Consider the following 23565-nt stretch of genomic DNA (forward strand, 5'->3'; position numbering starts at 1 on the left):
TGCTGTGAACAGTTAGCAAGGATATGCTCGAAGACGACTTCGGTCGCGAGGTCTCCGGTGTCCGCGTCTCCCTCACCGACCGGTGTAACTTCGACTGCGTCTACTGCCACAACGAGGGACTGGGCGACACACGGGGCCCGATGGAGGCACAGGACGACGAACTCACTGCCGACACCATCGTGGCCTTCCTCGAAGTCGCCGCCGAGTTCGGGGTCGACTCGGTGAAGTTCACTGGCGGGGAGCCGATGCTCCGGGAGGACTTGGAGGAGATCGTCCGGCGCGCGCCGGACGAGATGGAGGTGTCGATGACGACCAACGGCACCTTCCTCCCCGGCCGCGCCCCGGACCTCGTCGACGCGGGCCTCGAGCGGGTCAACGTCTCGCAGGACGCCCTCGACAGCGAAGCCTTCGCCGAACTGACCCAGAGCGGGGCCTACGACCGCGTCCTCGAAGGCGTCGAAGCGGCGCTGGACGCCGGCCTCGAACCCGTGAAGCTCAACATGGTCGTCTTCGAGCCGACTGCGGGCTACGTCCCGAAAATGGTCGACCACGTCGCCGAGAACCCCGGTCTCCAGCTCCAGCTCATCGAATACATGCCGGAACTGGCCGGACACCCGGAGTGGGCCATCGACATCGACCGCGTCCACGACTGGCTCGAGGACCGCGCCGACACGGTCGAACACCGCGAGATGCACGACCGCAAGCGCTACTGGATACACAGCAGCGATGCGGCGGCCGAAAGCAGTGGCACTGCCACTTCGCTGGCCGCGTCCGACGGTGGGATACGGACGGAGCCGGTCAACAACCGCAACAGCGGGATGGTCGAGATCGTCGACCCCGTCGGCAACGAGAACTTCTGTGCGAACTGCCATCGCGTGCGGCTCACCCACGACGGCTATCTCAAGGGCTGTCTGAACCGCAACGACGACCTGCGTGACATCGGCACGACCAAGGAGTCGATGCGCACCGCGTTCCGCGAGACGGTCGACACCCGCGTCCCCTACTACGGCGAGTACATGGTCGAAACCGAGGACGGCGAGTGGGAGATAAACGAGGAGTACATCGACACCGACGGGGACCGTGCGCCCTACGAGTACTCGGAGTAGCGGCCACCGCGGACGGGCACGCTCACTGTTTCGCCGTCGATCTAGACCGTCATGAGTTTCCCGTTCCGCGAGCAGACGACGGTTTCGCTGTCGTGGAATGAACTGACCGGCGCAATCGGGGACTCGGCGACGGTGCTTCCGGTCGTCGTGGCTGTCGCCGTGCTGACGGAGCTGTCGCTCCCGGTCATGCTCGTCTGGTTCGGCGTTTTTCAGGTCGTCTGGGGGCTGTACTACGGTGTTCCGATATCGGTCGAGCCGATGAAGGCTTTCGCTGCGCTGGTCATTGCCGGGACCATCTCCACCGGCGAACTCGTCGTCGCGGGGCTTTTGCTGGCCGGCATACTGCTCGCGCTCGGAACCACGCGGTCGCTCGGAACAGTCAATCAGTACGTCGATGACACCGTCGTTCGTGGGGTACAACTCGGCGTCGCGCTGGTCCTCCTAGAGACGGGTGTCAACCTCGGGGTTAGTGATCCGAGACTCGTGGCCGTCGCCGTCGGCGTGGTAGCCGTCCTTGTACTCCTGGGCTACAGCGGCCAGAGCGCCTTCGCCGTCTTCGTCCTCGGAGCCGCTCTCGCCCTCGCGGAAACCGGAATCCCGACGCCGGCCGTTCCAGCGGTTGACGCCATGTTCATGCTCCCAAGCATGACGCTGTCGGCACAGACGGCGGAGGCCGTCCTCGCCCAGATCGCGGTCACGGTCGGCAACGCCGCCCTCGCCACGTCGGTCCTGCTCGCGGACTACTTCGACCGGGACGTGTCGGCGGACCAGCTCTCGAACAGTATGGGGCTGATGAACCTCGCCGCGGTCCCTTTCGGTGCGTTCCCGATGTGTCACGGGAGCGGCGGCGTCGCCGGAAAGTACGCTTTCGGGGCCAGAACGTCCGGCGCGAATCTGATACTCGGCGCGGGCTACGTGCTGACCGCGTTCCTCGCCGTCGGCGTCATCGCGGCCTACCCGACAGCCCTACTCGGAGTCATTCTGGTGTTGATCGCCCTCCAGTTGGGCTGGACCGGCGTCTCCAAAGCGGACGACGTGGCGGTCGTCGCTGCAATCGGCGGCCTCGGCGTGCTCGTCAACCTCGGTCTCGCGTTCGTCCTCGGGATCGTCGTCCAGCAGCTTCGTGCTCGATTGTGATGGTGTGATTGCCCCCACACGCTTGTATTAGGAGGCCGAAGTGTCGACCGATAGATGCGCCCCGCAACGGAACTCGAAAACCTACTCGGAGAGGCCGAATCTCTCACCATCGTCTGTCACAACAACCCCGACCCCGACTGTCTGGCCAGCGCGCTCGCGCTCGGTCGCATCGCGGCCGCCGTCGGCATTGACGAGCGGCGAATCCTCTACAGCGGCGAGATATCACACCAGCAGAACCGGTCGTTCGTCAATCTGCTGGAAATGGACCTCCGGGAGTTCGACCCGGCCGACGTGACCGACCGCGAATCCTCGGAACTGCTCGCCTTCGTCGACCACTCGATTCCGGGGTCGAACAACCGGGTCCCCGAAGATGTCTCGGTCGACATCGTCATCGACCACCATCCTGCTGAGGATATCAGCGCCCGGTTCGTCGACCACCGCGTGGAGATCGGGGCGACGGCGACGATACTGACCGAATACCTGCGGGACCTCGAAATCGAACTCGACGACCGGCTGGCAACTGCGTTACTGTTTGCCATTCGCCGGGAGACGCTCGGGTTCCTCCGCGGCGTGACGCCGGACGAGTACGGCGCGGCCGGTTTTCTGACCGGAACGGCCGATTCGGATCTGTTGCGACAGCTCTCCTCGCCGTCTGTCAGCGGCGCGACCGTTGACGCCATCGCGGACGCAATCGAGAACCGGACGGTCAGGGGCTCAGTGTTGATATCGCACGTCGGCAGGACGGGGGAGCGGGACGCGCTCCCGCAAGCGGCCGACTACCTGGCGACGCTTGAGGGCGTCGAGACGGCCATCGTCTTCGGTATCGTCGAGGACACCATCCAGCTCAGCGCCCGCTCGACGGACTCCCGAGTCAATATCGGTGATGTTCTGAGCGAGTCCCTGGGCGATGTCGGGAGCGCAGGGGGCCACCGCGAGATGGCTGGCGGCGAGGTGCCGCTCGGTATCTTCGCCGACTACACGAGCGACGACGCTGTCCTCGTCGATATCGTCGAGCAAGTGATCTCGGCACGGCTGTTTGCTGGATTGAACCTCTCGGAAGAGAGCTAAACGGCGTCTGCCGTTCAGGACAGCCGGAACGTTTCGAGGTTCTTCGGGTTGTGCGTCCGCATGTTGAACTTCTGGTACAGCGCCGAGGACAGCTGGTTCGTCGTTGACGCGTCACCGTGGACACAGAGGATCTTCTCCGGCCGCGGGTGCATCGTCTCGACGAACGACTCAAGTCCCTGCCGGTCGGCGTGGCCGGAGAAGCCGTCGACCGTCTCTACATTGAGCCGGAGGCTCACCCGCTCGGCGCGTGGCCCGCTCGTATCGCCCATGGTGATTTCGTCCTGCCCGCGCTGGATCTGGCGACCGAGCGTCCCTTCGGCCTGGTAGCCGACGAACGCCATGGTGTTGTCCGGCTCGCTGCCCAGCAGCCGGAGCCAGGACATCACGGGACCGCCGGTGACCATCCCGGAAGTGGTCAGGACGATGGCCGGCTCGTCGTCGGCGATGTCCTGTCGCATCTCGTCGCCGCCGTCGACCTGTTCGAACTGCTCGGCGAGGAACGGGTTCTCGTCCTCGTAGAGGATGCGCTGACGGAGGTCGTCTCGGAGGTACTCCGGATACGCGGTGTGGATGGCTGTCGCCTCTCGAATCATCCCGTCGAGGTACACCGGCATCGTCGGGATCTCGCCCTTTCGCATCGCCTCTTCGAGGACGAGCATGAGTTCCTGGGACCGACCTACGGCGAAAGCCGGGATCAGCACCTTTCCGTCGTTCTCGTACGTCTCGTTGATAACGTCCTTGAGAACCCGCTCGGAGTCTGATTGATCGGTCTGATAGTCGTTCTTGCCACCGTAGGTCGACTCCAGCACGAGCGTCTCGACCCGGGGGAAGTCGTTGACAGCGCCGTCGAGCAAGCGTGTGTCCTTGTAGTGGATGTCCCCGGAGAAGGCGACGTTGTACCGCCCTTCGCCGATATGGAAGTGACACACCGCCGACCCGAGGATGTGGCCGGCGTTGTGCATCGTGAGCTTGATGTCGGGCGCGATGTCGGTGACGTTGCCGAACTCCAGTGGAATCGTGTGTTTCAGCGCGTCACGGACCTGCTGGCTCTCGTAGGGCGGGGTGCGGCCCTCCTTGGAGGCCACGTCGAGGTAGTCCAGCTGGAGCAGCCCCATCAGATCCCGCGTCGGCGCAGTCGTGTAAATCGGCCCGTCGTAGCCGTACTTGAATAGGATGGGGATGAGCGCGGAGTGGTCCAGGTGCGCGTGTGTCAGGACGACGGCATCGAGAGAGTTCGGCCCAGCTGCGAGGGCTTCGGGTGCCTGAAGATATGGGACCTCGCCCTCGGCACCGGGCTTGTCGCCACAGTCGATGAGGATACGGGACTCCGGCGTCGAGAGGATGAAGGCGGCGCGTCCGACCTCACGACAGCACCCGAGCGTGGTGAGCCGCACCCAGTCTTCGTCGCTCGTGGTCGGTCGGTTGATCTGGCGGCCGACACGCTGGAGGATATCCCGTCGTTCTTCCCGTTCCTGCTTGAGGTAGTTACGGACGTTCGAGACGGTCGAAGACTCCATCGGCGGCGTCCGGACGACCTCGGGGGTCCAGCCGACGGAGGCGGAGATCTCGTCCAGCGTCGCGCCGTGGCGACCGATGACGCGGCCGGGCTTTTCGGCCTCGATGAACACTTCACCGGTCTGGCGGTCGAAATCCAGGTTCTGGACACCGGCGTCCTCGGGAATCGTCTGCGTGATTCGTGCCCGGGCTTCGTTTGGCGGGACGAGGGCTTCCTGCGTAGGGCGGACGTTGATGCGTTTACGCAGCGTCTGTGCGAGGTTTCTGACGATTCCGTCGCGGTTGGCGACCGTCTGCGCGTCCGGCGTATAAATAACCAGTTCCGGTCCCTCGAACGCGACGGATTCGATTTCGATGTCGTCCGGTGTCTCTTCTTCGACCTGTGCTTTGATTCGATCAAGTGTCTCGTCTGCGGAACTCATAAGTTTGGAGATGGAGGCCCGATAGCCGTCGGTAAAACCACGGCTCTCGACTGCCGTTATCTAGCGGGAGTGCAAGCACGGTAAAGAACCTTTGCTTGTCTCGGTATGTCATCGTATGGTCGTGTCTCGGCAGGAACCGGCGAGTTTTAGTGTAAGACTCCGAGTTGTAGGTGTATGGGCTTTGGTAGCTACGATGAATCCGAACAGAAGGACAACGACGTAGATGCAGACGACAGCGAGGGCGTTGCGGTCCACGAGAACGACCACGACGGATCGGTCTCTTTCGAGACGGAGGCAACCACGAGCGACCTCGTCGACAAGCTCGGCGACATGAAAGACGAAGACGACGAGGCGTAAGGGCCTCGAATACCAGTCAGAACGGCGATTCTTGACCGACTTTTCCGGCGAGTTCGCCGCGCTCGTCGAGCTGTTCGAGGATGTCGCTGCCACCGATGAACTCCCCGTCAACGAACGTCTGTGGAATCGTCTCGCGCCCGCTGTGGCGCTCTAGCGCCTCCCGATAGGCGTCGGTTGCCTTCAGAACATCCACTGTCTCGATGTCGTCGCGGTGCTGTTGCAGCAGTCCGAGGGCCTTCTTCGAGTAGCCACACTGTGGCATCAGCTCGTTGCCTTTCATGAACAGCACGACCTCGTTGTCCTCGATGACGCTGTCTACTTGGTCCGTGACCTCTTCCGGCGAGAGTTCTTCGGGCTCGAATGCCATACCATCACTTACGGCGTCGGCAATAAAGACGTACCGACGGGTCGAGCGGAACCGCACCGCCGGGGCGCACGGCTACTCGGCTTCCTCGGGCGTCAGCGTCGTCAGCTCGATAGCGTGAATGTCGCGAGTGAGATGGTCCCCCAGCGCGTCGTGAACAAGCTGGTGCTGGTCGACCAGCGACTCGCCCTCGAATGCCGGCGAGACCACGCGTACAGCGTAGTGTTTGTCGTCGTCGGGGTCCCGCGGTGTGGTGACCGTCGCCCGCGCCTTCGGAAGCGTTTCCTCTATGAGTTCGGCGACCGCATCCTCGTCCATACGCGCTCTGAAGAGAGCGGCAGGCAAAACAGTTGGCGTCGCGGCTACCGACTGAGCGATAGCTACCGACGGAAAGCGACCAGTCCCGGGGCGGAAGCCAATCGTCACGACCAGTTTGATAGCCCGTCCCGTTTGTCCTTGCGGAGACCGGCCGCCTCTCCCTGCCGGCTGAACCACAGGTGTTTGTGCCCCGGGCACCTAACTCGACTATGAGCGACGCAACGCTCGTCTACGACGACGACTGCGGGTTCTGTACGTGGTGGGCGGACTTCATCGGCGAGCGGTCCGACCTCGAAATTGTCGGGTTCTCCGAGCTCGATGCCGACCTGCTTGCACGCCTGCCGGACGACTACGAATCCTGTTCGCATCTGGTGACCGAGGATACCGTCTATTCCTGCGGGGAATCAATCGAAACCGCACTTACACACACGGAACTCGGCAAGCCAGCACGGCCGCTGGTTTCGTTCCTCCGCCAGTTCGAAGACTACGAGCGGTTCCGCGAGCAGGCCTATCGGCGGGTCGCCGACAACCGTTCGAAGTGGGGAAAGGTCATGTCGAAGACGCCGCCAGCGCGCAGAAATAATCCGGACTAACGACACAGATAGCGGGCCGGTGGACGCCGTTCTCACATCGAGCAGCGGTAGTCCGCGACAGCCGTCCGTCGACTCACCCCATCAGTTGCTGGTGGGTCGGTTTCATACAGCGGTCCTGAACGACGCGGCGGCCGGCCGCTTCGGCACGTTCGACGGCTTCGTCGTCGTGGATGCCGAGCTGGAGCCAGATGACGGCGTCGTCGTTGCGGTCCAGTGCCGCGTCGACGATGTCGCTGACCTCGTCGCTTGGCCTGAATACGTCGATGATGTCTATGTCACCGGGGACCTCCGCCAATGAGTCGTAGGCCTTCTGCCCGAAGATCTCGTCAGCGAAGGGGTTGACCGGAATCACGTCGTACCCCTGTTGGGTGAGGTACTTCGGAATCTCGTGTGCGTCCTTACCGGGGCTGGTCGAACACCCGACAACGGCGACGCGGTCCAGTTCGAGGATCCCTTGGAGTTCGTCGTCCGAAGTAACAGGCATATACGACAGTTCGTCGGGCAGCAACAAAAGCGATTGCCTGCGGAACCTATCCTGTGGGCTCGTCGGCCTCTGTCGGTTCCTGCAGGTAGGTCTCGCCCCACGCTGCCATTTCGGTGATCACGGACTCCAGTGACTCCCCGTGTTCGGTGAGGGAGTAATTGACGCGAAACGGCTGTTCGTTGATTACTTCCCGATCGACGAGCCCCTTCTCCTGCAGGTCTTCGAGGCTGTCGGAGAGCACTTTGGACGAAATCCCATCGACGTTCTCTTTGAGTTCGTTAAATCCTGAGGGGCCGTTATCAAGCAGTCGGTGGATGATAACGGGGTGCCACTTCTTCCCGATGAGGGACGCCGTCGTGGTGATGGGACACCAGTCCTCGCCAGCACACCAGACGGAGAGCTTCTCCGGTGAATCACTCATATCTTGCCGTGTTTTCGGGCGCGGCTGGCTAATAACTACCCCTGTACAGGTAGCCAGAATACATCGTCCGGGACCCACATCGAGAACAGTAGTTGAAACCGATTCTCTCAACGCACGGATTGCCACCTGTTACGTCTGCCCGCTGAGGAATATGCAAGCCATACCGAACGACAGACCCGCCGGTCTCGGTAGCCGTGACTTTTACCGGCGTCGAGGAGCCAGATTCGCTATGGATCTTCAGGTCGCTGGACTGGAGGATCTCGAAGAGCGGGTTCGAAAGGCAGCCGATCGAATCGGTGAACTTCAGGCGGGGACACGAGTCCACTCGGACACGTTCTTTTCCCAGCAGTTCATGCGCAACCACACCGAGTTCGACTCGTTTGACTCGTTCTGTACGCAGAGCCCGCTCACTCTTAATGACATCAGCGACGTCCAGGACGCCCCTCGCGACCAGCTCAACGAGTACATCGCCGCCACAACCGACTTCGAGACGTGGGAGGGGATGAAAACGCAAGCGGCAGAGGAAGATATCATCGACCAGATCGTTTCCTGATTACGCGATTCCGGGCACCGCGTGCAAGAGGATATACAGCCCGTAGCTGATAATACCCGCACCCACCATCGATCCGACCCACGATCCGACAGTGATGCCGACTTTCCGGGGAGAGACACCACTTCCTCCGGATGAACTCGCGGCGAGACCACTGCCGACGATACTGGCGATCATCACCTTGTTGAACGAGATAGGAATCCCCAGCACGATCGCGAGTTGGGCGATCAGAAACGCCGGAATCAGGGCGGCGATCGACCGTCGCGGTCCGAGTGAGGCGTACTCGTTCGAGACGGCTTGAACGAGCCGTGGTCCCCGGATCCACGCACCGAGGAGGATGCCACCACCGCCAAGCGCGAGCAAGTAGATCGACGAGAGCTTGAGGTCTGTCTCGAAGATAGTTTCGAGTGGCCCGGTCGCGAGCCCGACTTGCGTGCCACCGCTGGTGAACACGACGATGAGTCCAAGCGCGACCAGAAACTGATTGATTCCGGCTGTCTCGTCGCGGTGCAACAGTGCGCGTGTCCCGGCGAGTGCAAGAAGTCCACAGATGACACTCACGGCGACCATCCCGAGCGTGTAGGACCCGCCAACGGACGTCGGGAGCAGGTGGTACGTGGTAGCGAGGTATCGGGCAACAGACCCCTGAGCGCCGCTCGCTGTCGGAATGACGGTAAGCTGGATGTTGGCCAGGGCATACCCGACTGCCCCACCGAGGACGGGAATCCCGATGATTTCTGGCACGGATTCGCTCCGAAGGCCACGCGCGAGTCCGTAGGCAAGAACACCCTCAACGATGGGAATCGCGAACCAGAACCCGAGGATGACGACGTATTCGTCGATGGCGAACCCCCCACCGAGTGCGATGCCCGCGCCGATCATCGCTCCCGTGACAGTGAACGCCGATGGAATCGGATACCCGTAGGTGTTCCCGATCGTGATGAGTGTCGCCGCGGTGAGTAACGCTGCTGCGGCGGCGAGCGGCGTGATCGTCACGCCGGTCACGAGGTCTTTCCCGATGGTCTCGGAGATGCTGCCTCCCTGGAGGATTGCCCCCAGTCCGGCCACGACCCCGACAAGCAGGGCCGCGCGGAGAACCGAGAGTGCGTTTGCTCCGACGGCGGGAGCAACGGGGGCCGAGTTACTGTTTGCCCCGACGGTGAAGGACATGAACAGCGCCGCGAGCAGCGCAATCGCGAGAACGAGAATCACGGACGCCATGGATTCAGTGCCCCCGATACGGTCTCTGGTAGTGAGTTATCGAGAACGATCGGTTACAGCCACGTATCCACATTTGTCCACAAACCGTGTCACGGGACGGATGAACCCATCGAACTGCCCTATATCGGCTGGTGGTGGGCCAATTGTCTGGATAAGTAATCTGGTTTATTCAGGTGCTGTATTCAGATGGCCGCCAACACAAACCTCACACTTCGACGTGGTTCGATCGCTTGAGAGAGACCACACGTAGAATAGCCATCTGCTCACTTCCGGTAGCCTCTGTCAGAACCGTCTCGTGAGCGGGTGCCGCTAGGGCAATTGCTGTCGATCGTCGAGCCGGCCGTTCACACTGTTCACAAGAGAAAATACGCCACACAACGGAACCGGTACCGAAACCACCCAGACCGTTCCCCATTCTGGCGTCTTTGTTTTCAGTCGGAAGAGAGTAGCCATATTTTTCTCTGGCTATTCAGTGTATTCTTGTATGGCTGCCGTCACCGTGTGGAACGAAAACCAGCACGAACGGGCGACAGGCCCGGCCAATGCGATGTACCCCGACGGGATCCACACGACGTTGGCTGCGATGCTTGCTTCCTACGGCCACACCGTTCAGACAGCGACACTCGATGACCCTGCCCACGGACTAACCGAGGCTGTACTCGCCGAAACTGATGTGTTACTGTGGTGGGGGGATGTCGCACACGATGCCGTCAGCGATGCGACTGCGAGCCGCGTCGAGCAGGCCATCCGTGACGGGATGGGGTTCATCCCGCTCCACTCCAGCCACGAATCGAAGCCGTTCGAGGCGCTCATGGGTACAACTGGCACCCTGCGCTGGCGCGAAGAGGGCGAGCGTGAGCACGTCTGGATCGTCGAATCGGACCATCCCATTACCGACGGACTTCCAGAGGAGTTCGAACTCGAACGTGCCGAAATCTACGGAAAGGGGTTCGACCTACCGATACCGGACACTTTAGTGACTGTAAGTTGGTGTGACGACGGCACGGTGTTTCCCAGCGGGTGTTGTTACTACCGCGATGCAGGGCGGATATTCTACTTCCAACCCGGCCACGAGACGTTTCCAGTGTACCACCAGCCGGTCGTCCAGAAGCTCCTACACAACGCGGTTACGTGGGCTGCGCCGAATGAGACCGATCACCACCGCGCTGGACAGTCTTGACAGTAAGGACACGCGGCGTGTTGTCTTCCGAGTGTCAGTTAACTTCCCCCTGTTCGATTGACTGGTCGGAACGGATAGACTGTGTAACAATGTGATTAGGAGCCGTCTTCAACGACGGTAGGCGCTGTTTTCTCTCGGGAGGGTGACCGAAGGCGACTGCAAACTTAGGAGGGTGAACCATGACCGTGAGTCAGTATGCGAGGACAGCAGCGGAGCCGTAGACCGATTCCAAAGGGTTTGTATCTGATGACTCCGGAGAGTGGCCTATGACAGAGAACGTGGTCGTGCTCGGAGCGGGGTACGCTGGCGCGGGGGCAATAAAGAGTTTAGAGGACGAGTTAGATGGTGAGACGGACGTTGATGTCACGTGGGTTTCTGAGACGGACTATCATCTGGTCTTGCACGAGTCCCACCGCTGCATCCGGGACCCGAGCGTCCAGGAGAACATCGCTATCCCCGTTCACGAGATCAAACAGCCTTCGACTGAGTTCATTCAGGACGAGGTCGTCGGAATCGACACTGATGCTCAGGAAGTCAACCTCGCCGATTCCGACACCGTCGAGTACGACTACTTGCTCGTGGGGCTGGGCTCCCAGACGGCCTTTTTCGGCATCGAAGGACTCGAAGAGTACGCCCTGACGCTCAAGAGCCTCGACGACGCCCTCGACATCCACGACAAGATCCAACAAGCCGCCCGCGACGCTTCTACAAACGACCCGGCACAGGTCGTCATCGGCGGCGCTGGCCTCTCCGGTATCCAGACCGCTGGCGAGGTCGCCGAGTTCCGCGACGAACACAACGCGCCCATCGACATCCACCTCGTTGAGGGCCTCGACCAGGTCCTGCCCAACAGCGACCCCGAACTCCAGGGTGCCCTGCGCAAGCGTCTGGAAGCCGCCGACGTGAACATCAAGTGCGGGGAGTTCATCGGCGAGGTCGACGAAGAGACGGTCTACATCGGCGACGAGGACGAACTGGACTACGACGTACTGGTCTGGACCGGCGGCATCACCGGCCGCGATTGCATGCAGGACGTTGACCTCGACAAGGACGAGCGCAACCACCGCGTCCACGCCGAAGGGAACTTCCAGACCGAAGACGACCACGTCTTCGCCATCGGCGACTCGGCACTGATTGACCAGCCCGGCGACCAGCCCGCACCGCCGACCGCTCAGGCCGCCTGGCAAGCCGCCGAGGTCGCCGGCGAAAACCTCGCTCGCGCGGCGCGAGGCCAACCGCTCAAGACCTGGACCCACAAGGACAAGGGCACAGTCGTTTCGGTCGGCGAGAAAGCTGTCGCCCACGACGTGGTGAACATGCCTATCGAAACCTTTGGCGGGCTGCCTGCGAAACTGCTGAAGAAAGCGATCGCCGCCCGCTGGATCAACGACGTGACCAGCGTGGGTCGGGCCGCTAAGGCCTGGCCTGACATGTAGTACCTTTTTACTTCACCCCCTCTCCTCGCGCCTCCGGCGCTGCGGGGAGTTGGTTCGCAAAAATCTACGCTAAAAACGACCTTCTCGCTCCCGCTGGTCGCGAGAAGTGAAACCGCTCGCCACTGGCGAGCGGTATGCCGTCTCCTATCGCGCCGCTGAAATACGTTCGGTGCGGGCTACCAGGCCGACTCCAGCACGTCGACAATATCCTCTCGGGTTGGCTCCAGCCCCGACGGGATGTTCGTCATGAAGGCGTCTTCGAGGACGGCATCGGCAACTTCGGGGAACTCCTCTTGGCCAGGTCCGGCTACGTCCCGGAGTCGTGTCGGCAGCCCCAGCGCTCTCACCACCTCACTGACTCGGTCGACGACCGCAGCACCGGAGTCGGAAGCATCGCCGACGCCAAGCGCGTCGGCCAAGAGCGACCGCCGACCGTCGACCTGCTCGAAGAGATATGAGAGTGCGTGTGGGGCAATGACTGCGTGGGCCGCGCCCTGCTGGACCTCGTAAGTCCGGGTCAGCCCGTGGCCGAGGGCATGGATCAGTGAGAGCGTCGTCCCGTCTGTCCGCGAGATGCCGTACTGGACGAGCATGATCCCTTGAGTGATCGACTGGTACACCCACGGGTCGTCGTCACCGGTACCGAACGCGAGCAGGCCTTCGGTGAGCAGACCGAGGCCACGGGAGGCTGTAGCGTCGGTTATCGGCGTTGCGGTGGCTGCGTATATTGTCTCGAGACCCTTATCGAAGCCGTTCATCGCCGACGCCGCGAGGACCGACCGGGGCGTCGTCGCGATCAGTTTGGGGTCGTAGCAGACGGCTTCGGGCATCAGTTTCGGATCGCCGACACCACCACTGGCCGGTTCGTCTACGGGGGAGGTGTCGGGCGCGGCTGTGACCCCGGCGACGATAGAGAGATCAGCGCCGGCCAGCGTTGTCGGGACGGCTACAATCGGCGGCAGTCCTGCCTCCGGGACAGCTATCGTTCCGGAGTCGACGAAGGCTCGACCGATGGTCGCGGGGTCGCGATCGGTCGACGCGAGAACGCTGATGATTTTCGCCACGTCGAGACTGCTCCCACCGCCGACGGCCACGAGACAGTCGGAATCAATCTCCCGGAAGCGTTCGAGACCATCGTAAGCGGTGCCGAGTCGCTTGGCTGGCGTCGTTTCCGCGAAAACACCGGCCAGTCGGTCGCCGAGTCCCTCTCGAACGGGGGCCATCACGGCCGGCGTCTCACCGACGGTAGCGCCACAGACGACCAGCGCGCGGTCGTAGCCGTGTGCGTCTAACTCCGCGCTCAGTGTACGGGCGGCATCGGGTCCGTACCGAAGAACGGCGGGGTCGTACTCGAACCGAAACGGGGCATTGAGGTCGCCGGGGACCGGTGTGTCGGTCATCTGTGACATACTCCGCCGCGCTCGTCTTTATGCCTTCAGGTCGTCAGCGCCGTCGCTCCCTACTGGGGCTCCATCCCGGCTATCCCGTCGGCCAGCGAGTCGAGATCGTCGAGGGTCTCAGCGAGCGCGTCGACGCTGTCTTTCTCCCGTCGGTCCGGGTTCGCGAGCACCCGAACCGATTCGGTTCCCAGCGAAACGAACCCGAGGTCGAGTTTTGCCGCCGTGGCACGGAGGCCGAGGCCAACGTCTGCATCACCTGTCAGGACCTTCCGAGCGGGACTCTCGTGGGCTTTTGTCGTGAGTTCGTAGCCGTCGATAGCATCGACAACTTCGGCACGGCCGATGCCCCGGTCCTCGCCGATGTCATCGAGCGCGTCGTCGAAGCTCCGACGCAGTCCGGAGGCGGTGTCACGGTTGACGAAGCGGTAGTCTCCGTCGATGAAGTCCCCCAAATCGGACACGTCGGTATCAGGACCGATGACCAGCCCCCACTCGCGCCGCCAGCCGCCGATGTCGGTTGCGTCGTGGTCATCGGTGGCCGGTCCCGCAACGACGGCAACGTCGGGCACTCCGTTGCTGAGGCGGCGGAGCCCCTCCGTCGACCCGAGCGGGAGATACCGCGGGTGAGAAACGGTATCCAGTAGGCGCGAGAGGAGCGGGTCGTCCTCGCCCATCCCCAAAAGTGTCGGCGGCCTGACTGCCGGGGAGAACAACGTTACGTCGACTGCCTCCCCTTCGGCAAGGTAGTCAGTCCCCGGTGGCACGTCGACGAAGCCGTCGGCGTCGACGAGGCTCGTCGTCGCGCCGCTACCCTTGTCGACGGGATAGACCAGCAGCGACCCGGATTCGTCTTCGACCAGACCAGCCGGCATGAGGCGTCTGCGTCCCTCGCCGTAGCGTTCCTGAACTGCCATCGTGCCGGAGACTGTGGCTGTCTGCGGTTGGTCCCGTCCGGCGGCGTCCCGGACCGTCGGGGCGACGAAGGTCTGGAAGATGGTCAGTGCCGACACTGGATACCCTGGCAGACCGACGTACGCCGAGTCGCCGATGGTGCCCACGAGCATTGGCTTGCCGGGTTTGACGGCGACGCCGTGGAGCCTGAGTTCGCCGCGTTCCTCGATGACGCGGTAGATGACATCCACCGCGCTCGCGCTGGTCGACCCCGACGAGAGGACGAGGTCACACTCGTTGGCCGCTTCGTGGAGCAACCGCTCCATCTCCTCGTAGTCGTCGCCAGCGTGTGAATACATCACCGGGTCGCCGCCGGCCTCCGCGACTGCGCCGGCCAGCGTGTAGCTGTTCACGTCGTAGATCTGGCCGGCGGCACTGTTGAGTGGGTCCCCGGGCCGGACGAGTTCGTCACCGGTCGAGAGGATACCGACCTGCGGCCGGCCACGCACCGGAACCTCGTCGACGCCCAGCGCCGACAGGAGTCCAATTTCACGCGGTGTGATACGTGTTCCGGGACCGAGTGCCCGCGCCCCGGCCGCGATGTCCGCGCCGGCGAGCATCACGTTGTCTCCGGGCGCGACGGACGTGCGTATCTCGACGCCGTCGTCCGTTTCGGTCGTCCGCTCGACCATCACGACAGCGTCCGCGCCGGGGGGCATCACCGCGCCGGTCGATATTTCGGCGACCGAGCCCGGCTCTACCGTCACGTCGGGTTCCTCGCCGGCGTGGACTTCTCCGGCGACGGACAGCGCGACCGGGTCGGCCTCGTCAGCGCCGAAGGTGTCTCTGGCGTGGACAGCGTAGCCGTCCATGCTCGCACGGTCGAACCCCGGCACGTCGATGCCGGCGTCGATCCGCTCCGCGAGCACGCGGTCGCGGGCGTCAGCCAGCGGGACCGTTTCCGGGTCGGGGTCGATGTCGAGGCCCGCGACGACCTCGTGGGCCTCTTCGGGCGACGCGAGGTCACGGAACTCCCGCCGGTCGCTCACTGTGACCACTCCCAGTCCTCGACGGTCACGGTGTCACCGGCGTCGTACCCCTCCACGGACTCCGGCACGACGACCCAGCCATCGGCGAGCGCGACGCTTGAGAGGACACCGGAGCCGCTGGCCCGCGTCGGCGTCGCGGTCGTTTGCTCGTCCACGTCCTCGTCGTGCAGTTCCACCCGCGCGTAGGTTCGGGTCCCCGGCTCGCTGGCGATCTTCCGCGTCAGTTCGGCTTCGGTCGTCGGCGGGTCGGTCGACGGGAGATGGCCGGCCCGCCGAAGCGCCGGTCGGAGGAACTGAACGGCGTTGACGATGCAGGCGACCGGATAGCCCGGGAGCATCAGAATCGGCGTCTCCTGGGCCACGCCGAGTGCGACCGGGTGGCCGGGCTTCAGCGCGACGCCGTGGACCAGCACCTCGCCGATTCCGTCGACGACCTCCGGCAACAGGTCGCGCTCGCCGACGGAGGACCCACCGGTCGTCACTATGAGGTCGTGATCCAGATCGTCCGTGATGGCTGCCCGGAGCGCGTCGATATCGTCGGTGACGATGTCGCGGTAGGTCGCATTGCCGCCCCAGCGCTCGACGTACTGGGTGACGGTCTGGCCGTTCGTCTCGATGACCTCGCCTGGGTCTGGGTCGTCCTGCACCAGTTCTTCCCCCGTCGGAATCACGCTGACAGTCGGCCGCTCGTACACTTCCACAGTGTCGTTCCCGACTGATTTCAGCAGTCCGAGGTCCGACGGGCGGAGCCTGTGGCCATCCTCATACAGTGTCTGCCCTTCCTCCACGTCTTCGCCGACAGGGGCGACGTTCTCCCCCCCGGCGACCGCATCGAACACCGTGACACTGTTGCTGGTCACCTCGGTCTCCTCAACCATCACGACGGCGTCGGCACCCTCGGGAAGTTCGCTTCCCGTGTGGACGCGGGCCGCCGTGCCTGTTGTCACTGCCTCGCCGACCCGGAGCGACTCCGGCGATCGCTGGCTCGCGCCGAACGTGTCTTCGGCTCTGACTGCGAAGCCATCCATCGCCGCGCGGCGATAGTGGGGCACCGCGCGCTCGGCAGTGATCTCCCCCGCGACGACACGCTCGTCGGCGTCGCGCAGCGAGACGCGCTCCGTCCGTCCGTGTGGCGTCACTGCGTCCAGCAGCGTCTCCCTGGCCGTCGTCACCGGGGTTCTGTCCTTGAATCCGGCTGACTTCCGGGACTCGTTGCTCATATGTGTACGAATGGCCGGCACACCAAAAAGCTCGCCAGATTCAGGGGGCTTCGGTCGGAAGCAAACGTATGGCTGAGTCGGACCTGCGCTGTCGCCTCTGCGGGAGCGACCTCTCGAAAGGACTGGTCGCGACCGACAGCCGGCACTGCTGTCTCAACGCCACCCATATCGCCGGGACCTGCCCCGAACACGGTCCGGTCGGACCCCACCACGCTGTAGAAGACTAACCGGGCTGAGCATCGCGGAGGTTCAAGTACGGGAACGGGACCACGCCTCAGTGTGCTTCCGGGACTTCCTGCCGCTGACCCGACAGCGACGGTCGCGCTACTCGCTGCGGTTGGGGCAGGGGTCGGGCTGGGCACACTCAGCGGACTCGTTCCGGGGTTGCACGCCAACACGTTCGCGCTCTTGCTCGCCGCCGCGGCGAGCAGTCTGCCCGGGCCGCGGCTCTACGTCGGCGTCGCGATGCTTTCGGCCGGCGTGACACACACTTTTCTCGACGTGATTCCGGCGCTGGCACTGGGTGTGCCCGACCCGGCGATGGCCGCCAGCGCGCTGCCGAGCCACCAGCTAGTCATCGAGGGCCGCGGTCGGGAGGCGCTTCGCCTATCGGCGCTGGGGAGCGGGCTGGCTGTGGTGTTTGCTGTCCCACTAGCGGTTCCACTCACCCTCCTGATGGAGCGTGCGTACCCATTGCTTCGGCCGCGGCTCCCGGTGCTACTCGCAGGGGTCGCTGCCCTCCTCGTGGTCACGGAGCACGGCCGCCGCCAGCAGGTCGGCGCTGCGTGTTCGCTCGCCGCGAGCGGTCTGCTCGGCATCGGTCTGCTCGATGCGCCAGTGACCGGAGCGTTGCCTGTATCGGACGTGCTGGTCCCACTGTTTTCGGGGCTGTTCGGAGCACCGGTGCTCCTGGCGGCTATCGAGGGAGAGGGCGTCCCGCCACAAGCCGACGCGACGGTGACGACGCCGCGGCGAACAGTCGGCGTTCTCGCGGGTGTCGGGACCCTCTGTGGCGGCGCTGTCGGCTACATTCCGGGCGTCTCCAGCGCCATCGCGGCCACGCTGGCACTGGGGCTTGTCGCCGAAGGTGGGCCACGGGCGTTCATCGTGACGACGAGTGGCGTCAACACGGCGACGGCGGTGTTTGCGCTGTTCGCGCTCATCTCGCTCGGAACGCCCCGAACCGGCGTCCTCGTCGCGCTGGACCGGGCCGAGGTACCGCTTGTGCTCCCGGCGTTGCTCGCCGCGGTCGCTATCGCTGCCGTCGCCGGCGCGATACTCGTCCCGACACTGGGTGACCGGTACCTCCGAACGGTCGGCAGACTGGACCCGACACGCCTCTCGCTGTCGGTGATTTCGGTACTCGTCTGTCTCTCCGCGCTCTTCGCTGGCCCCGTCGGTATCGGAGCGTTCGGAGCCGCCACGCTGGTCGGACATCTCCCGCCATGGTTCGGGTCCCGCCGGGCGACCCTGATGGGGGTGTTACTCGTCCCGCTGGCGCTATAGGTAGTCCCGCTGGCGGAAATGGCCGAGCAAGACGGCGACGACGGTCACCATCCCAATCATCACCGCGGGATAGCCGAACGCCCAGCCCAGTTCCGGCATATTGTACGGGCTGTCGGCGAAGTTCATCCCGTAGACGCCGACGACGAAGGTCAGCGGGATAAAAATCGTCGCGACGACGGTCAGCACTTTCATCACCTCGTTTGTCGACTGGGACACCGTGTTCAGGTAGATGTCCCGCGCCCCCGCCACCAGGTCGCGGTAGGTCTCGGTCAGGTCGACAATCTGGACCAGATGGTCGTACACGTCCCGGAAGTACTTCTCCGTCTGTGGCTGGATCTGTTTGGGGTCGCCACGGGCGAGCACGCCGATCGCCTCCCGTGCTGGCCAGACCTGTTTGCGGAAGGACAGCAGGTCGCGCCGGACATCGTTGATCCGTTCGAGCGTCTCGATATCGGTGGAGATCGTCACCTCCTCCTCGATCTGCTCGATATCGGTCTCGATCTCATCCAGCAGGTCGAAATACGCGTCAACGATGACATCGATGACCCGATAGGCAGTGAAATCCGGGCCGCGGTGGAGGAGTCGCTCGTCCCCGCGACCGACAGCGTCCATCACGCGCTGGACGGACGGGACAGCACCCGTCGACAACGTGACGATCCAGTCGGGGCCGATGAACAAGCCGAGTGGCGTTGTTTTCACCTCCTTGTCGAACGTCGTATCGCCGGGCGTAAGCGACGCAGACTTGACGAGCACGAACGTGTAGGCGTTGAACTCCTGGACGTTGGCTCGGACGTCGTTCTTTATGTCCTCGATAGCCAGCGAGTGGAGATCGAAGGCGGAGCTGACAGCCTCAACCTCGTCGGGTGTCGCGTCGGTGGCGTGAACCCACGTCGTCCCGACAGCGGTTCGGGCGGCCGTCAGGTCCCCGTACTCCATCGCCTGTCCGTCGGCGTACACCACTGTGGAGATCACGGTGTGTCCTCCGTCGGCGTAGCGTGGCCGACGGCAGCCACCGTCAGCCCGACCATGACCGCTGTTACTGACGCGGATCGGCCGAGGTAGGCGACGCTCGTCCCGATGGCGTAACCGACGATGCCGACGAGCGTGAGCACCACACCGGCGACAAACAGCCGATTCATGCCTCCGTCATCACTGGCCCACAAGAAAACAGTGTCCCCGCGATTAGTTGCCCGAGTGCGAAAGACCGCCGAGCAGCGTATCGACGCGGGGACCCTCTTGATCGTCGAACCGCTCGGGATAGACGGCGACGGCGACGACCACGTCGCCCTCGTGTTCGAAGCTCGTGAGGTGAATCAGGACGTCGATTTCCTGGCCCTCGATAGCCGTCGTCCCGGAGAACACAGCCACCTCACGGGACTCGCCCAGTGCGTCTACCGTACGGTTGCGTTCGAACTGGACGTCGTCGATCTGGTCGTTTCGGCTGGCGACTTCTTCGACGAGGCGTTCGTTGGACCAACTCGCAGCGGGGTTCAGCGTCTGTCCCGCCACACTGGCGCTGGGCGTCGAGAAGACGATGAACCGCCCGGCGTTGACCTCGCCGACCGGCCCGAGGTCGATGCCGCGCTCGTACTGTCGGATGTGGTTCGTGACGCGGATGGTTCGCTCCTGGCCGGCGACGGTGACCGTCCGCTCGATGGTCTGTTCGTCAGCCATCGACTGCTCGTAGCCGGTCTCTTCGAGCGCACTGTCGCTGACTGCTGCCGGTGCAGAGTCGAACTCGACCGTCTCCCCGGTTAGCAGGCCGACACAGCCCGACGAGACGACGAGTAACCCGACGAGAAGCGTGAGGATGCCCTTTCGCATTGTTGTTCCTACACTGTGTCCAGTATATAAAGTACGTGGCCGCCCAAGCTATTCTCTGAGATACAAAACGGCCGGTACACGCCCAGTATCGGTCGCTCGACCCTTTCAGAGCCGGTAGGTCGGCCCGTCGTCGGTGTCTTGGACCTCGACGCCGAGCGCTTCGAGTTCGTCCCGGAGCTCGTCGGCGCGTTCGTAGTGACCGGCTTCTCGTTCCTGTTCGCGGATATTTAGAACCAGGTCAACGACGTCACCGGCCAGCGACACGTCGCCGCTGTCGTCGTCGCCGAACGCCAGCCCGAGGATGCCACCGCCGAGTTCCTCGAACACTTCGACGGCGCTGCGAAGCCCCTGATAGTCTCGTTGCTCGTGGGCGTCCAGGTGAGAGTTCACTGCGGCCGTCAGGTCGAGCAGCGCGGTCATCGCTTCCCGCGTGTTGAAGTCGTCGTTCATCGCCGCCTCGAACGCCGAGCGGGCGTCGTCGACGGCCCCGCGCAGGGACTCGTCGGTCATCTTCGCGTAGGCGTCAACGTCGTCGCAGGCCTCGACCGCACGCTCGTAACCGCGAGAGAGGCGATCCCAGCGCTCCTCGGCCTCCGCGATGGTCTCGTCGCTGTAGGTGGCCCGCGAGGTGTAGGCCGTCGACAGCAGGAAGGTGCGGAGCACGTCGGGGCCGAACTCCTCGACGGCATCGGCGACGGTAAAGTAGTTGCCGACAGAGGAGGACATTTTCTCCTCCTCTGTCTCCAGCAGTCGGACGTGGAGCCAGTACTTCGCGAACTGCTTGCCGGTCGCGGCCTCGCTCTGGGCCACCTCGTTCTCGTGGTGGGGGAACACGAGGTCCTGCCCGCCGACGTGGATGTCGATGGACTCGTCGAGGTGCGTCATCGACATCGCCGAGCACTCGATGTGCCAGCCGGGCCGGCCCTCGCCCCACGGGGAATCCCAGGTCTGGGCCGTGGCGCAGGCCTCCTCGGCCGGAGCGGCTTCGGGGTGCTGGTGTTCGGCGATGTCCTCGGGGTCGACGCCGCCAGCCTTCCAGAGTGCGAAGTCCGCCGGGTGTTGCTTCTCCCCTTCGGTGTCCGCGCCCTGTGATTCGATATCGTCGACGGACTGGTTCGAGAGCTTCCCGTAGTCCTCGAAACTGGTCACGTCGAAGTAGACAGAGCCGTTTCGCTCGTAGGCGTGACCCTGCTCGACGAGTCGCTCGACAAGGTCGATGATCTCCGGGACGTGCTCCGAGACGCGGGGGTACACCTCTGCGCGCCCGAGGTTGAGTGACCGCATGTCCTCGATGACCTGCTGGACGTAGTGGCGGGCCACGTCGGCCTCGCTATCGCCGTCTTCGCCGACGCGGGCGACGATTTTCTCGTTGACATCGGTGAAGTTCTCGACGTGGTGGACGTCGTAGCCCAGGTGGTCGAGCCAGCGGGCCATCACGTCGACGTGGACCCAGCCGCGCGCGTGACCGAGGTGGGGCGGGTCGGAAGTCGTCAGCCCACAGTAGTACAGCAGCACGGAGTCGGGGTCGCGCGGCTCGAAGGGCTCTTTCTCACCGGTCAACGTGTTCGTCACGCGAAGCGTCATTATCGGGGGAACTGTGTCCGCCCGCTTTAAGCCGTCGGAAGGCGACTCACCCCTGTACTGTCGCTTCGACCACCCGGAGCGCGTCCGGTCCCGCACGGCGGCTGACCACCACGACGAGCGCGTTATCGGTGACGCCGGCGGCGTCGACAGGAACGTCCGCCGTTCGCAGGCGTCCCAGTGCCTCGGTGAGTGCTGCCGGCACAAGGTTACCGGTGGCGACGATGCCCGTCAGCGAGCCAGCGTCCTCGGCGAAGGCGGTGTCCGCAACTTCGAGGACGATAGCCGACTCCGCGTCGGACGACTCGACCCGACCAAGCCCGCTCTGCATCGAGACTCTGGCGTCGCTGTCGTGTGGCGGGTCAGCGGACAGTTCCTCGGCGAACCGGCGGAGCGCAGTCGCGATAGCTTCCTCTTCGCCGTCGATGTCGAGCGTGCGTGCGGCGGCCGTGTAGTTGACGACGCCGGCCCGAAGTGCGTCGTAGAGGAACGGGCGCTCGCGGACGGCGTCTCTGGTCGCGGCTGCGAGTGACATTAGCGTCAGGCACGAACGGCGCGGGCAAAAGCGGTTCTATCAGGCGCGAGGGAACGCGGTGCCACTGGATAGCTAGTGAGGGGGAGAGCCGACCTATCGTGATCGCGATACGGCGTGGTGGACCCGAAGAATTGTGGCCCACTCCCAGCAAGTGAGAACAGTCATAGGGGATTGTGCCTCTGGACGCCCACTTTCTATATGAGGGAAGGACAATGGCTATTGCACAACGCGAACGGCAAGTGTTCGGACAGCCCCTGGAACCGGCGGACCGAGTCATCGGTGGCATTGTTGTCGCTGCTGGCGCGCTGGGACACGCCGCACTGCTGGCAGCCGCCGGACTGTTGTTCTACGTCCTCCTGTTCGGGCTGTGACTAAGTGGAATCGGTCGGCAGCGACACACTTTCGGCACCCAACACTACACAGCTCGCCGGTTATCCGAGCAGGTCAACGAAGGCCCTAAGGACGGCTCGCACCAACCAGTGGATATGGACGAAGCACTCGTTATCGCGGCCCACGGCTCCCATCTAAACGCCGAGTCGAGTACGCCCACGTACGACCACGCCGACACGATTCGAGCGACCGGCGCGTTCGGCGAGGTCCGTGAGTCCTTCTGGAAGGAGGAACCGTCGTTCCGGGAGGCGCTGCGGACCGTCGATGCCGACGAGGTGTATCTGGTCCCATTGTTCATTTCGGAGGGCTATTTCACCGAACAGGTCATCCCCCGCGAGTTCCGGCTGGAGGACTGGGACCCCGAGCTGTGGGATTCCGACGGGACGAGCGCGACCAACGCGACGCTAGCGGCCGAGGACACGGACCAGACGGTCCACTACTGCGGCCCAGTCGGGACACACGACTCGATGAGCGATGTCATCGTCCAGCGGGCCGAGTCCGTCACTGGCGACCCCGACGTCGGCGAAGGGTTCGGCCTCGCCGTCGTCGGCCACGGCACGGAGCGCAACGAGAACTCCGCGAAGGCCATTCAGTACCACGCAGACCGCATCGAAGAGCGCGGCCGATTCGACGAGGTGCAGTCGCTGTTCATGGATGAAGATCCGGAGGTCGACGATGTCGCGGACTACTTCGAGAGCGACGACATCGTCGTCGTGCCACTGTTCATCGCCGACGGCTTCCACACGCAGGAGGACATCCCCGAGGACATGGGCCTGACCGACGACTACCGAACGGGCTACGACGTGCCGACCACCGTCGAGGGCCACGACATCTGGTACGCCGGCGCGGTCGGGACGGAGCCGCTGATGGCCGATGTAGTGCTCGAACGGGCCGCCGACGCGGGCGCCGATGTGAGCAGCGCCATCGAGCAGGTGCGTGAGGAGACTGGCGGCGCAAAGCCTGCGACTGGTGACTGATAGGTCGCCGACCGCCGCTA

General features: G+C 63.8%; 26 protein-coding genes. 12 read left to right on the plus strand and 14 right to left on the minus strand.

The genetic code is table 11. The features are described from left to right. Positions 1-23 precede the first annotated feature (23 nt). The 3 genes from moaA to IEY38_RS15850 are packed head-to-tail and all read left to right on the plus strand — an operon-like array spanning position 24 to position 3311. Positions 24-1106 carry a GTP 3',8-cyclase MoaA gene (gene moaA, locus IEY38_RS15840; protein ID WP_188979369.1) on the plus strand — a complete coding sequence of 361 codons (1083 nt, stop codon included), beginning with the start codon at positions 24-26 and terminating at the stop codon, positions 1104-1106. Between the two features lie 51 nt (positions 1107-1157). Continuing rightward, positions 1158-2243, plus strand: coding sequence for a putative sulfate/molybdate transporter (locus IEY38_RS15845; protein WP_170095879.1), 1086 nt, complete (start codon positions 1158-1160; stop codon positions 2241-2243). A 54-nt stretch (positions 2244-2297) separates the two neighbouring features. Then, the gene (locus IEY38_RS15850) at positions 2298-3311 is read left to right on the plus strand and encodes a DHH family phosphoesterase (RefSeq protein WP_170095880.1); all 1014 of its coding nucleotides are present in this window, start codon (positions 2298-2300) and stop codon (positions 3309-3311) included. A gap of 14 nt (positions 3312-3325) precedes the next feature. On the opposite strand, the gene IEY38_RS15855 is transcribed toward IEY38_RS15850, so the two are convergent. Continuing rightward, a complete protein-coding gene (locus IEY38_RS15855) occupies positions 3326-5248 on the minus strand; it encodes a beta-CASP ribonuclease aCPSF1 (protein ID WP_188979371.1) in 1923 nt (640 codons plus the stop codon). 174 nt (positions 5249-5422) lie between these two features. Here IEY38_RS15855 and IEY38_RS15860 point away from each other — a divergent pair, with 174 nt between their 5' ends. Continuing rightward, entirely contained in the window at positions 5423-5605 is a 183-nt protein-coding gene (locus IEY38_RS15860; RefSeq protein WP_004591885.1) for a DUF5786 family protein, read from the plus strand. A 16-nt stretch (positions 5606-5621) separates the two neighbouring features. On the opposite strand, the gene IEY38_RS15865 is transcribed toward IEY38_RS15860, so the two are convergent. Together IEY38_RS15865 and IEY38_RS15870 are read right to left on the minus strand one after the other, a co-directional pair. Further along, positions 5622-5972, minus strand: a complete 351-nt coding sequence (locus IEY38_RS15865) for a glutaredoxin family protein (RefSeq protein WP_188979373.1) — start codon at positions 5970-5972, stop codon at positions 5622-5624. Positions 5973-6044: 72 nt separating this feature from the next. Beyond that, on the minus strand, positions 6045-6287 hold the full coding sequence (locus tag IEY38_RS15870; RefSeq protein ID WP_005538476.1) for a BolA/IbaG family iron-sulfur metabolism protein: 243 nt from the start codon (positions 6285-6287) through the stop codon (positions 6045-6047). A gap of 209 nt (positions 6288-6496) precedes the next feature. Between IEY38_RS15870 and IEY38_RS15875 the strand changes: the two genes are divergently transcribed. Next, positions 6497-6880 (plus strand): thiol-disulfide oxidoreductase DCC family protein, encoded by a 384-nt coding sequence (locus tag IEY38_RS15875; RefSeq protein WP_188979375.1) that lies wholly within the window; start codon positions 6497-6499, stop codon positions 6878-6880. 73 nt (positions 6881-6953) lie between these two features. Here the strand turns inward: IEY38_RS15875 and IEY38_RS15880 are convergent, their stop codons facing one another. Together IEY38_RS15880 and IEY38_RS15885 are read right to left on the minus strand one after the other, a co-directional pair. After that, on the minus strand, positions 6954-7364 hold the full coding sequence (locus IEY38_RS15880; protein ID WP_188979377.1) for a CoA-binding protein: 411 nt from the start codon (positions 7362-7364) through the stop codon (positions 6954-6956). Positions 7365-7410: 46 nt separating this feature from the next. Next, positions 7411-7785 (minus strand): winged helix-turn-helix transcriptional regulator, encoded by a 375-nt coding sequence (locus tag IEY38_RS15885; RefSeq protein ID WP_170095885.1) that lies wholly within the window; start codon positions 7783-7785, stop codon positions 7411-7413. A gap of 229 nt (positions 7786-8014) precedes the next feature. Between IEY38_RS15885 and IEY38_RS15890 the strand changes: the two genes are divergently transcribed. Beyond that, positions 8015-8338 carry a hypothetical protein gene (locus tag IEY38_RS15890; protein ID WP_188979379.1) on the plus strand — a complete coding sequence of 108 codons (324 nt, stop codon included), beginning with the start codon at positions 8015-8017 and terminating at the stop codon, positions 8336-8338. Here IEY38_RS15890 and IEY38_RS15895 read toward each other — a convergent pair whose 3' ends face one another. Continuing rightward, on the minus strand, positions 8339-9556 hold the full coding sequence (locus IEY38_RS15895; protein WP_188979381.1) for an inorganic phosphate transporter: 1218 nt from the start codon (positions 9554-9556) through the stop codon (positions 8339-8341). A gap of 484 nt (positions 9557-10040) precedes the next feature. Here IEY38_RS15895 and IEY38_RS15900 point away from each other — a divergent pair, with 484 nt between their 5' ends. Both IEY38_RS15900 and IEY38_RS15905 read left to right on the plus strand, forming a co-directional pair. Next, positions 10041-10736 carry a ThuA domain-containing protein gene (locus IEY38_RS15900; protein WP_188979383.1) on the plus strand — a complete coding sequence of 232 codons (696 nt, stop codon included), beginning with the start codon at positions 10041-10043 and terminating at the stop codon, positions 10734-10736. Positions 10737-11002: 266 nt separating this feature from the next. Next, positions 11003-12172 carry an NAD(P)/FAD-dependent oxidoreductase gene (locus IEY38_RS15905; RefSeq protein ID WP_188979385.1) on the plus strand — a complete coding sequence of 390 codons (1170 nt, stop codon included), beginning with the start codon at positions 11003-11005 and terminating at the stop codon, positions 12170-12172. Between the two features lie 176 nt (positions 12173-12348). Here the strand turns inward: IEY38_RS15905 and IEY38_RS15910 are convergent, their stop codons facing one another. Genes IEY38_RS15910 through IEY38_RS15920 form a run of 3 tightly spaced genes read right to left on the minus strand, consistent with a single transcriptional unit; the run spans position 12349 to position 16732 of the window. Then, positions 12349-13572, minus strand: a complete 1224-nt coding sequence (locus IEY38_RS15910) for an iron-containing alcohol dehydrogenase family protein (protein WP_188979387.1) — start codon at positions 13570-13572, stop codon at positions 12349-12351. A gap of 59 nt (positions 13573-13631) precedes the next feature. After that, a complete protein-coding gene (locus tag IEY38_RS15915; protein ID WP_188979388.1) occupies positions 13632-15512 on the minus strand; it encodes a molybdopterin biosynthesis protein in 1881 nt (626 codons plus the stop codon). Next, complete coding sequence (locus tag IEY38_RS15920; RefSeq protein WP_188979389.1) at positions 15509-16732, minus strand: molybdopterin molybdotransferase MoeA; 1224 nt, start codon at positions 16730-16732, stop codon at positions 15509-15511. Before IEY38_RS15920 ends, IEY38_RS15915 begins: the two co-directional genes overlap by 4 nt. A 68-nt stretch (positions 16733-16800) precedes the next feature. Here IEY38_RS15920 and IEY38_RS15925 point away from each other — a divergent pair, with 68 nt between their 5' ends. Continuing rightward, a complete protein-coding gene (locus tag IEY38_RS15925; protein WP_188979390.1) occupies positions 16801-16959 on the plus strand; it encodes a hypothetical protein in 159 nt (52 codons plus the stop codon). A gap of 52 nt (positions 16960-17011) precedes the next feature. Then, positions 17012-18238 (plus strand): tripartite tricarboxylate transporter permease, encoded by a 1227-nt coding sequence (locus IEY38_RS15930; RefSeq protein ID WP_188979391.1) that lies wholly within the window; start codon positions 17012-17014, stop codon positions 18236-18238. On the opposite strand, the gene corA is transcribed toward IEY38_RS15930, so the two are convergent. From corA to IEY38_RS15955, 5 genes are all read right to left on the minus strand, one after another. Next, positions 18233-19210 (minus strand): magnesium/cobalt transporter CorA, encoded by a 978-nt coding sequence (gene corA, locus IEY38_RS15935; protein WP_188979393.1) that lies wholly within the window; start codon positions 19208-19210, stop codon positions 18233-18235. The two genes, IEY38_RS15930 and corA, sit on opposite strands and share 6 nt — an antisense overlap. Further along, complete coding sequence (locus IEY38_RS15940) at positions 19207-19377, minus strand: hypothetical protein (protein WP_170095895.1); 171 nt, start codon at positions 19375-19377, stop codon at positions 19207-19209. Before IEY38_RS15940 ends, corA begins: the two co-directional genes overlap by 4 nt. A gap of 43 nt (positions 19378-19420) precedes the next feature. Next, positions 19421-20062 (minus strand): DUF6517 family protein, encoded by a 642-nt coding sequence (locus IEY38_RS15945; RefSeq protein ID WP_188979395.1) that lies wholly within the window; start codon positions 20060-20062, stop codon positions 19421-19423. 105 nt (positions 20063-20167) lie between these two features. Then, positions 20168-21646, minus strand: coding sequence for a cysteine--tRNA ligase (gene cysS, locus IEY38_RS15950; protein ID WP_188979397.1), 1479 nt, complete (start codon positions 21644-21646; stop codon positions 20168-20170). 46 nt (positions 21647-21692) lie between these two features. Continuing rightward, positions 21693-22178, minus strand: coding sequence for a DUF7523 family protein (locus IEY38_RS15955; RefSeq protein WP_188979399.1), 486 nt, complete (start codon positions 22176-22178; stop codon positions 21693-21695). Between the two features lie 212 nt (positions 22179-22390). Between IEY38_RS15955 and IEY38_RS15960 the strand changes: the two genes are divergently transcribed. Both IEY38_RS15960 and IEY38_RS15965 read left to right on the plus strand, forming a co-directional pair. Further along, positions 22391-22549 carry a hypothetical protein gene (locus tag IEY38_RS15960; RefSeq protein WP_005538502.1) on the plus strand — a complete coding sequence of 53 codons (159 nt, stop codon included), beginning with the start codon at positions 22391-22393 and terminating at the stop codon, positions 22547-22549. A 114-nt stretch (positions 22550-22663) separates the two neighbouring features. Further along, the gene (locus IEY38_RS15965) at positions 22664-23545 is read left to right on the plus strand and encodes a CbiX/SirB N-terminal domain-containing protein (RefSeq protein ID WP_188979401.1); all 882 of its coding nucleotides are present in this window, start codon (positions 22664-22666) and stop codon (positions 23543-23545) included. Positions 23546-23565 lie beyond the last annotated feature (20 nt).

Source organism: Haloarcula sebkhae (assembly GCF_014647415.1).
GTDB classification, from domain to species: Archaea; Halobacteriota; Halobacteria; order Halobacteriales; family Haloarculaceae; genus Haloarcula; species Haloarcula sebkhae.

What these genes read in the sequence shown, in the direction of transcription:
- IEY38_RS15875 (WP_188979375.1), top strand. Translation starts at nt 6,497, where the DNA reads ATGAGCGACGCAACGCTCGTCTACGACGACGACTGCGGGTTCTGTACG.
- IEY38_RS15965 (WP_188979401.1), top strand. Translation starts at nt 22,664, where the DNA reads ATGGACGAAGCACTCGTTATCGCGGCCCACGGCTCCCATCTAAACGCC.
- IEY38_RS15865 (WP_188979373.1), bottom strand. Translation starts at nt 5,972, where the DNA reads ATGGCATTCGAGCCCGAAGAACTCTCGCCGGAAGAGGTCACGGACCAA.
- IEY38_RS15920 (WP_188979389.1), bottom strand. Translation starts at nt 16,732, where the DNA reads ATGAGCAACGAGTCCCGGAAGTCAGCCGGATTCAAGGACAGAACCCCG.
- IEY38_RS15855 (WP_188979371.1), bottom strand. Translation starts at nt 5,248, where the DNA reads ATGAGTTCCGCAGACGAGACACTTGATCGAATCAAAGCACAGGTCGAA.
- IEY38_RS15905 (WP_188979385.1), top strand. Translation starts at nt 11,003, where the DNA reads ATGACAGAGAACGTGGTCGTGCTCGGAGCGGGGTACGCTGGCGCGGGG.
- moaA (WP_188979369.1), top strand. Translation starts at nt 24, where the DNA reads ATGCTCGAAGACGACTTCGGTCGCGAGGTCTCCGGTGTCCGCGTCTCC.
- IEY38_RS15860 (WP_004591885.1), top strand. Translation starts at nt 5,423, where the DNA reads ATGGGCTTTGGTAGCTACGATGAATCCGAACAGAAGGACAACGACGTA.
- IEY38_RS15940 (WP_170095895.1), bottom strand. Translation starts at nt 19,377, where the DNA reads ATGAATCGGCTGTTTGTCGCCGGTGTGGTGCTCACGCTCGTCGGCATC.
- cysS (WP_188979397.1), bottom strand. Translation starts at nt 21,646, where the DNA reads ATGACGCTTCGCGTGACGAACACGTTGACCGGTGAGAAAGAGCCCTTC.
- IEY38_RS15870 (WP_005538476.1), bottom strand. Translation starts at nt 6,287, where the DNA reads ATGGACGAGGATGCGGTCGCCGAACTCATAGAGGAAACGCTTCCGAAG.
- IEY38_RS15945 (WP_188979395.1), bottom strand. Translation starts at nt 20,062, where the DNA reads ATGCGAAAGGGCATCCTCACGCTTCTCGTCGGGTTACTCGTCGTCTCG.
- IEY38_RS15885 (WP_170095885.1), bottom strand. Translation starts at nt 7,785, where the DNA reads ATGAGTGATTCACCGGAGAAGCTCTCCGTCTGGTGTGCTGGCGAGGAC.
- IEY38_RS15910 (WP_188979387.1), bottom strand. Translation starts at nt 13,572, where the DNA reads ATGACCGACACACCGGTCCCCGGCGACCTCAATGCCCCGTTTCGGTTC.
- IEY38_RS15895 (WP_188979381.1), bottom strand. Translation starts at nt 9,556, where the DNA reads ATGGCGTCCGTGATTCTCGTTCTCGCGATTGCGCTGCTCGCGGCGCTG.
- IEY38_RS15845 (WP_170095879.1), top strand. Translation starts at nt 1,158, where the DNA reads ATGAGTTTCCCGTTCCGCGAGCAGACGACGGTTTCGCTGTCGTGGAAT.
- IEY38_RS15960 (WP_005538502.1), top strand. Translation starts at nt 22,391, where the DNA reads ATGGCTATTGCACAACGCGAACGGCAAGTGTTCGGACAGCCCCTGGAA.
- IEY38_RS15890 (WP_188979379.1), top strand. Translation starts at nt 8,015, where the DNA reads ATGGATCTTCAGGTCGCTGGACTGGAGGATCTCGAAGAGCGGGTTCGA.
- IEY38_RS15850 (WP_170095880.1), top strand. Translation starts at nt 2,298, where the DNA reads ATGCGCCCCGCAACGGAACTCGAAAACCTACTCGGAGAGGCCGAATCT.
- IEY38_RS15925 (WP_188979390.1), top strand. Translation starts at nt 16,801, where the DNA reads ATGGCTGAGTCGGACCTGCGCTGTCGCCTCTGCGGGAGCGACCTCTCG.
- IEY38_RS15900 (WP_188979383.1), top strand. Translation starts at nt 10,041, where the DNA reads ATGGCTGCCGTCACCGTGTGGAACGAAAACCAGCACGAACGGGCGACA.
- IEY38_RS15880 (WP_188979377.1), bottom strand. Translation starts at nt 7,364, where the DNA reads ATGCCTGTTACTTCGGACGACGAACTCCAAGGGATCCTCGAACTGGAC.
- IEY38_RS15955 (WP_188979399.1), bottom strand. Translation starts at nt 22,178, where the DNA reads ATGTCACTCGCAGCCGCGACCAGAGACGCCGTCCGCGAGCGCCCGTTC.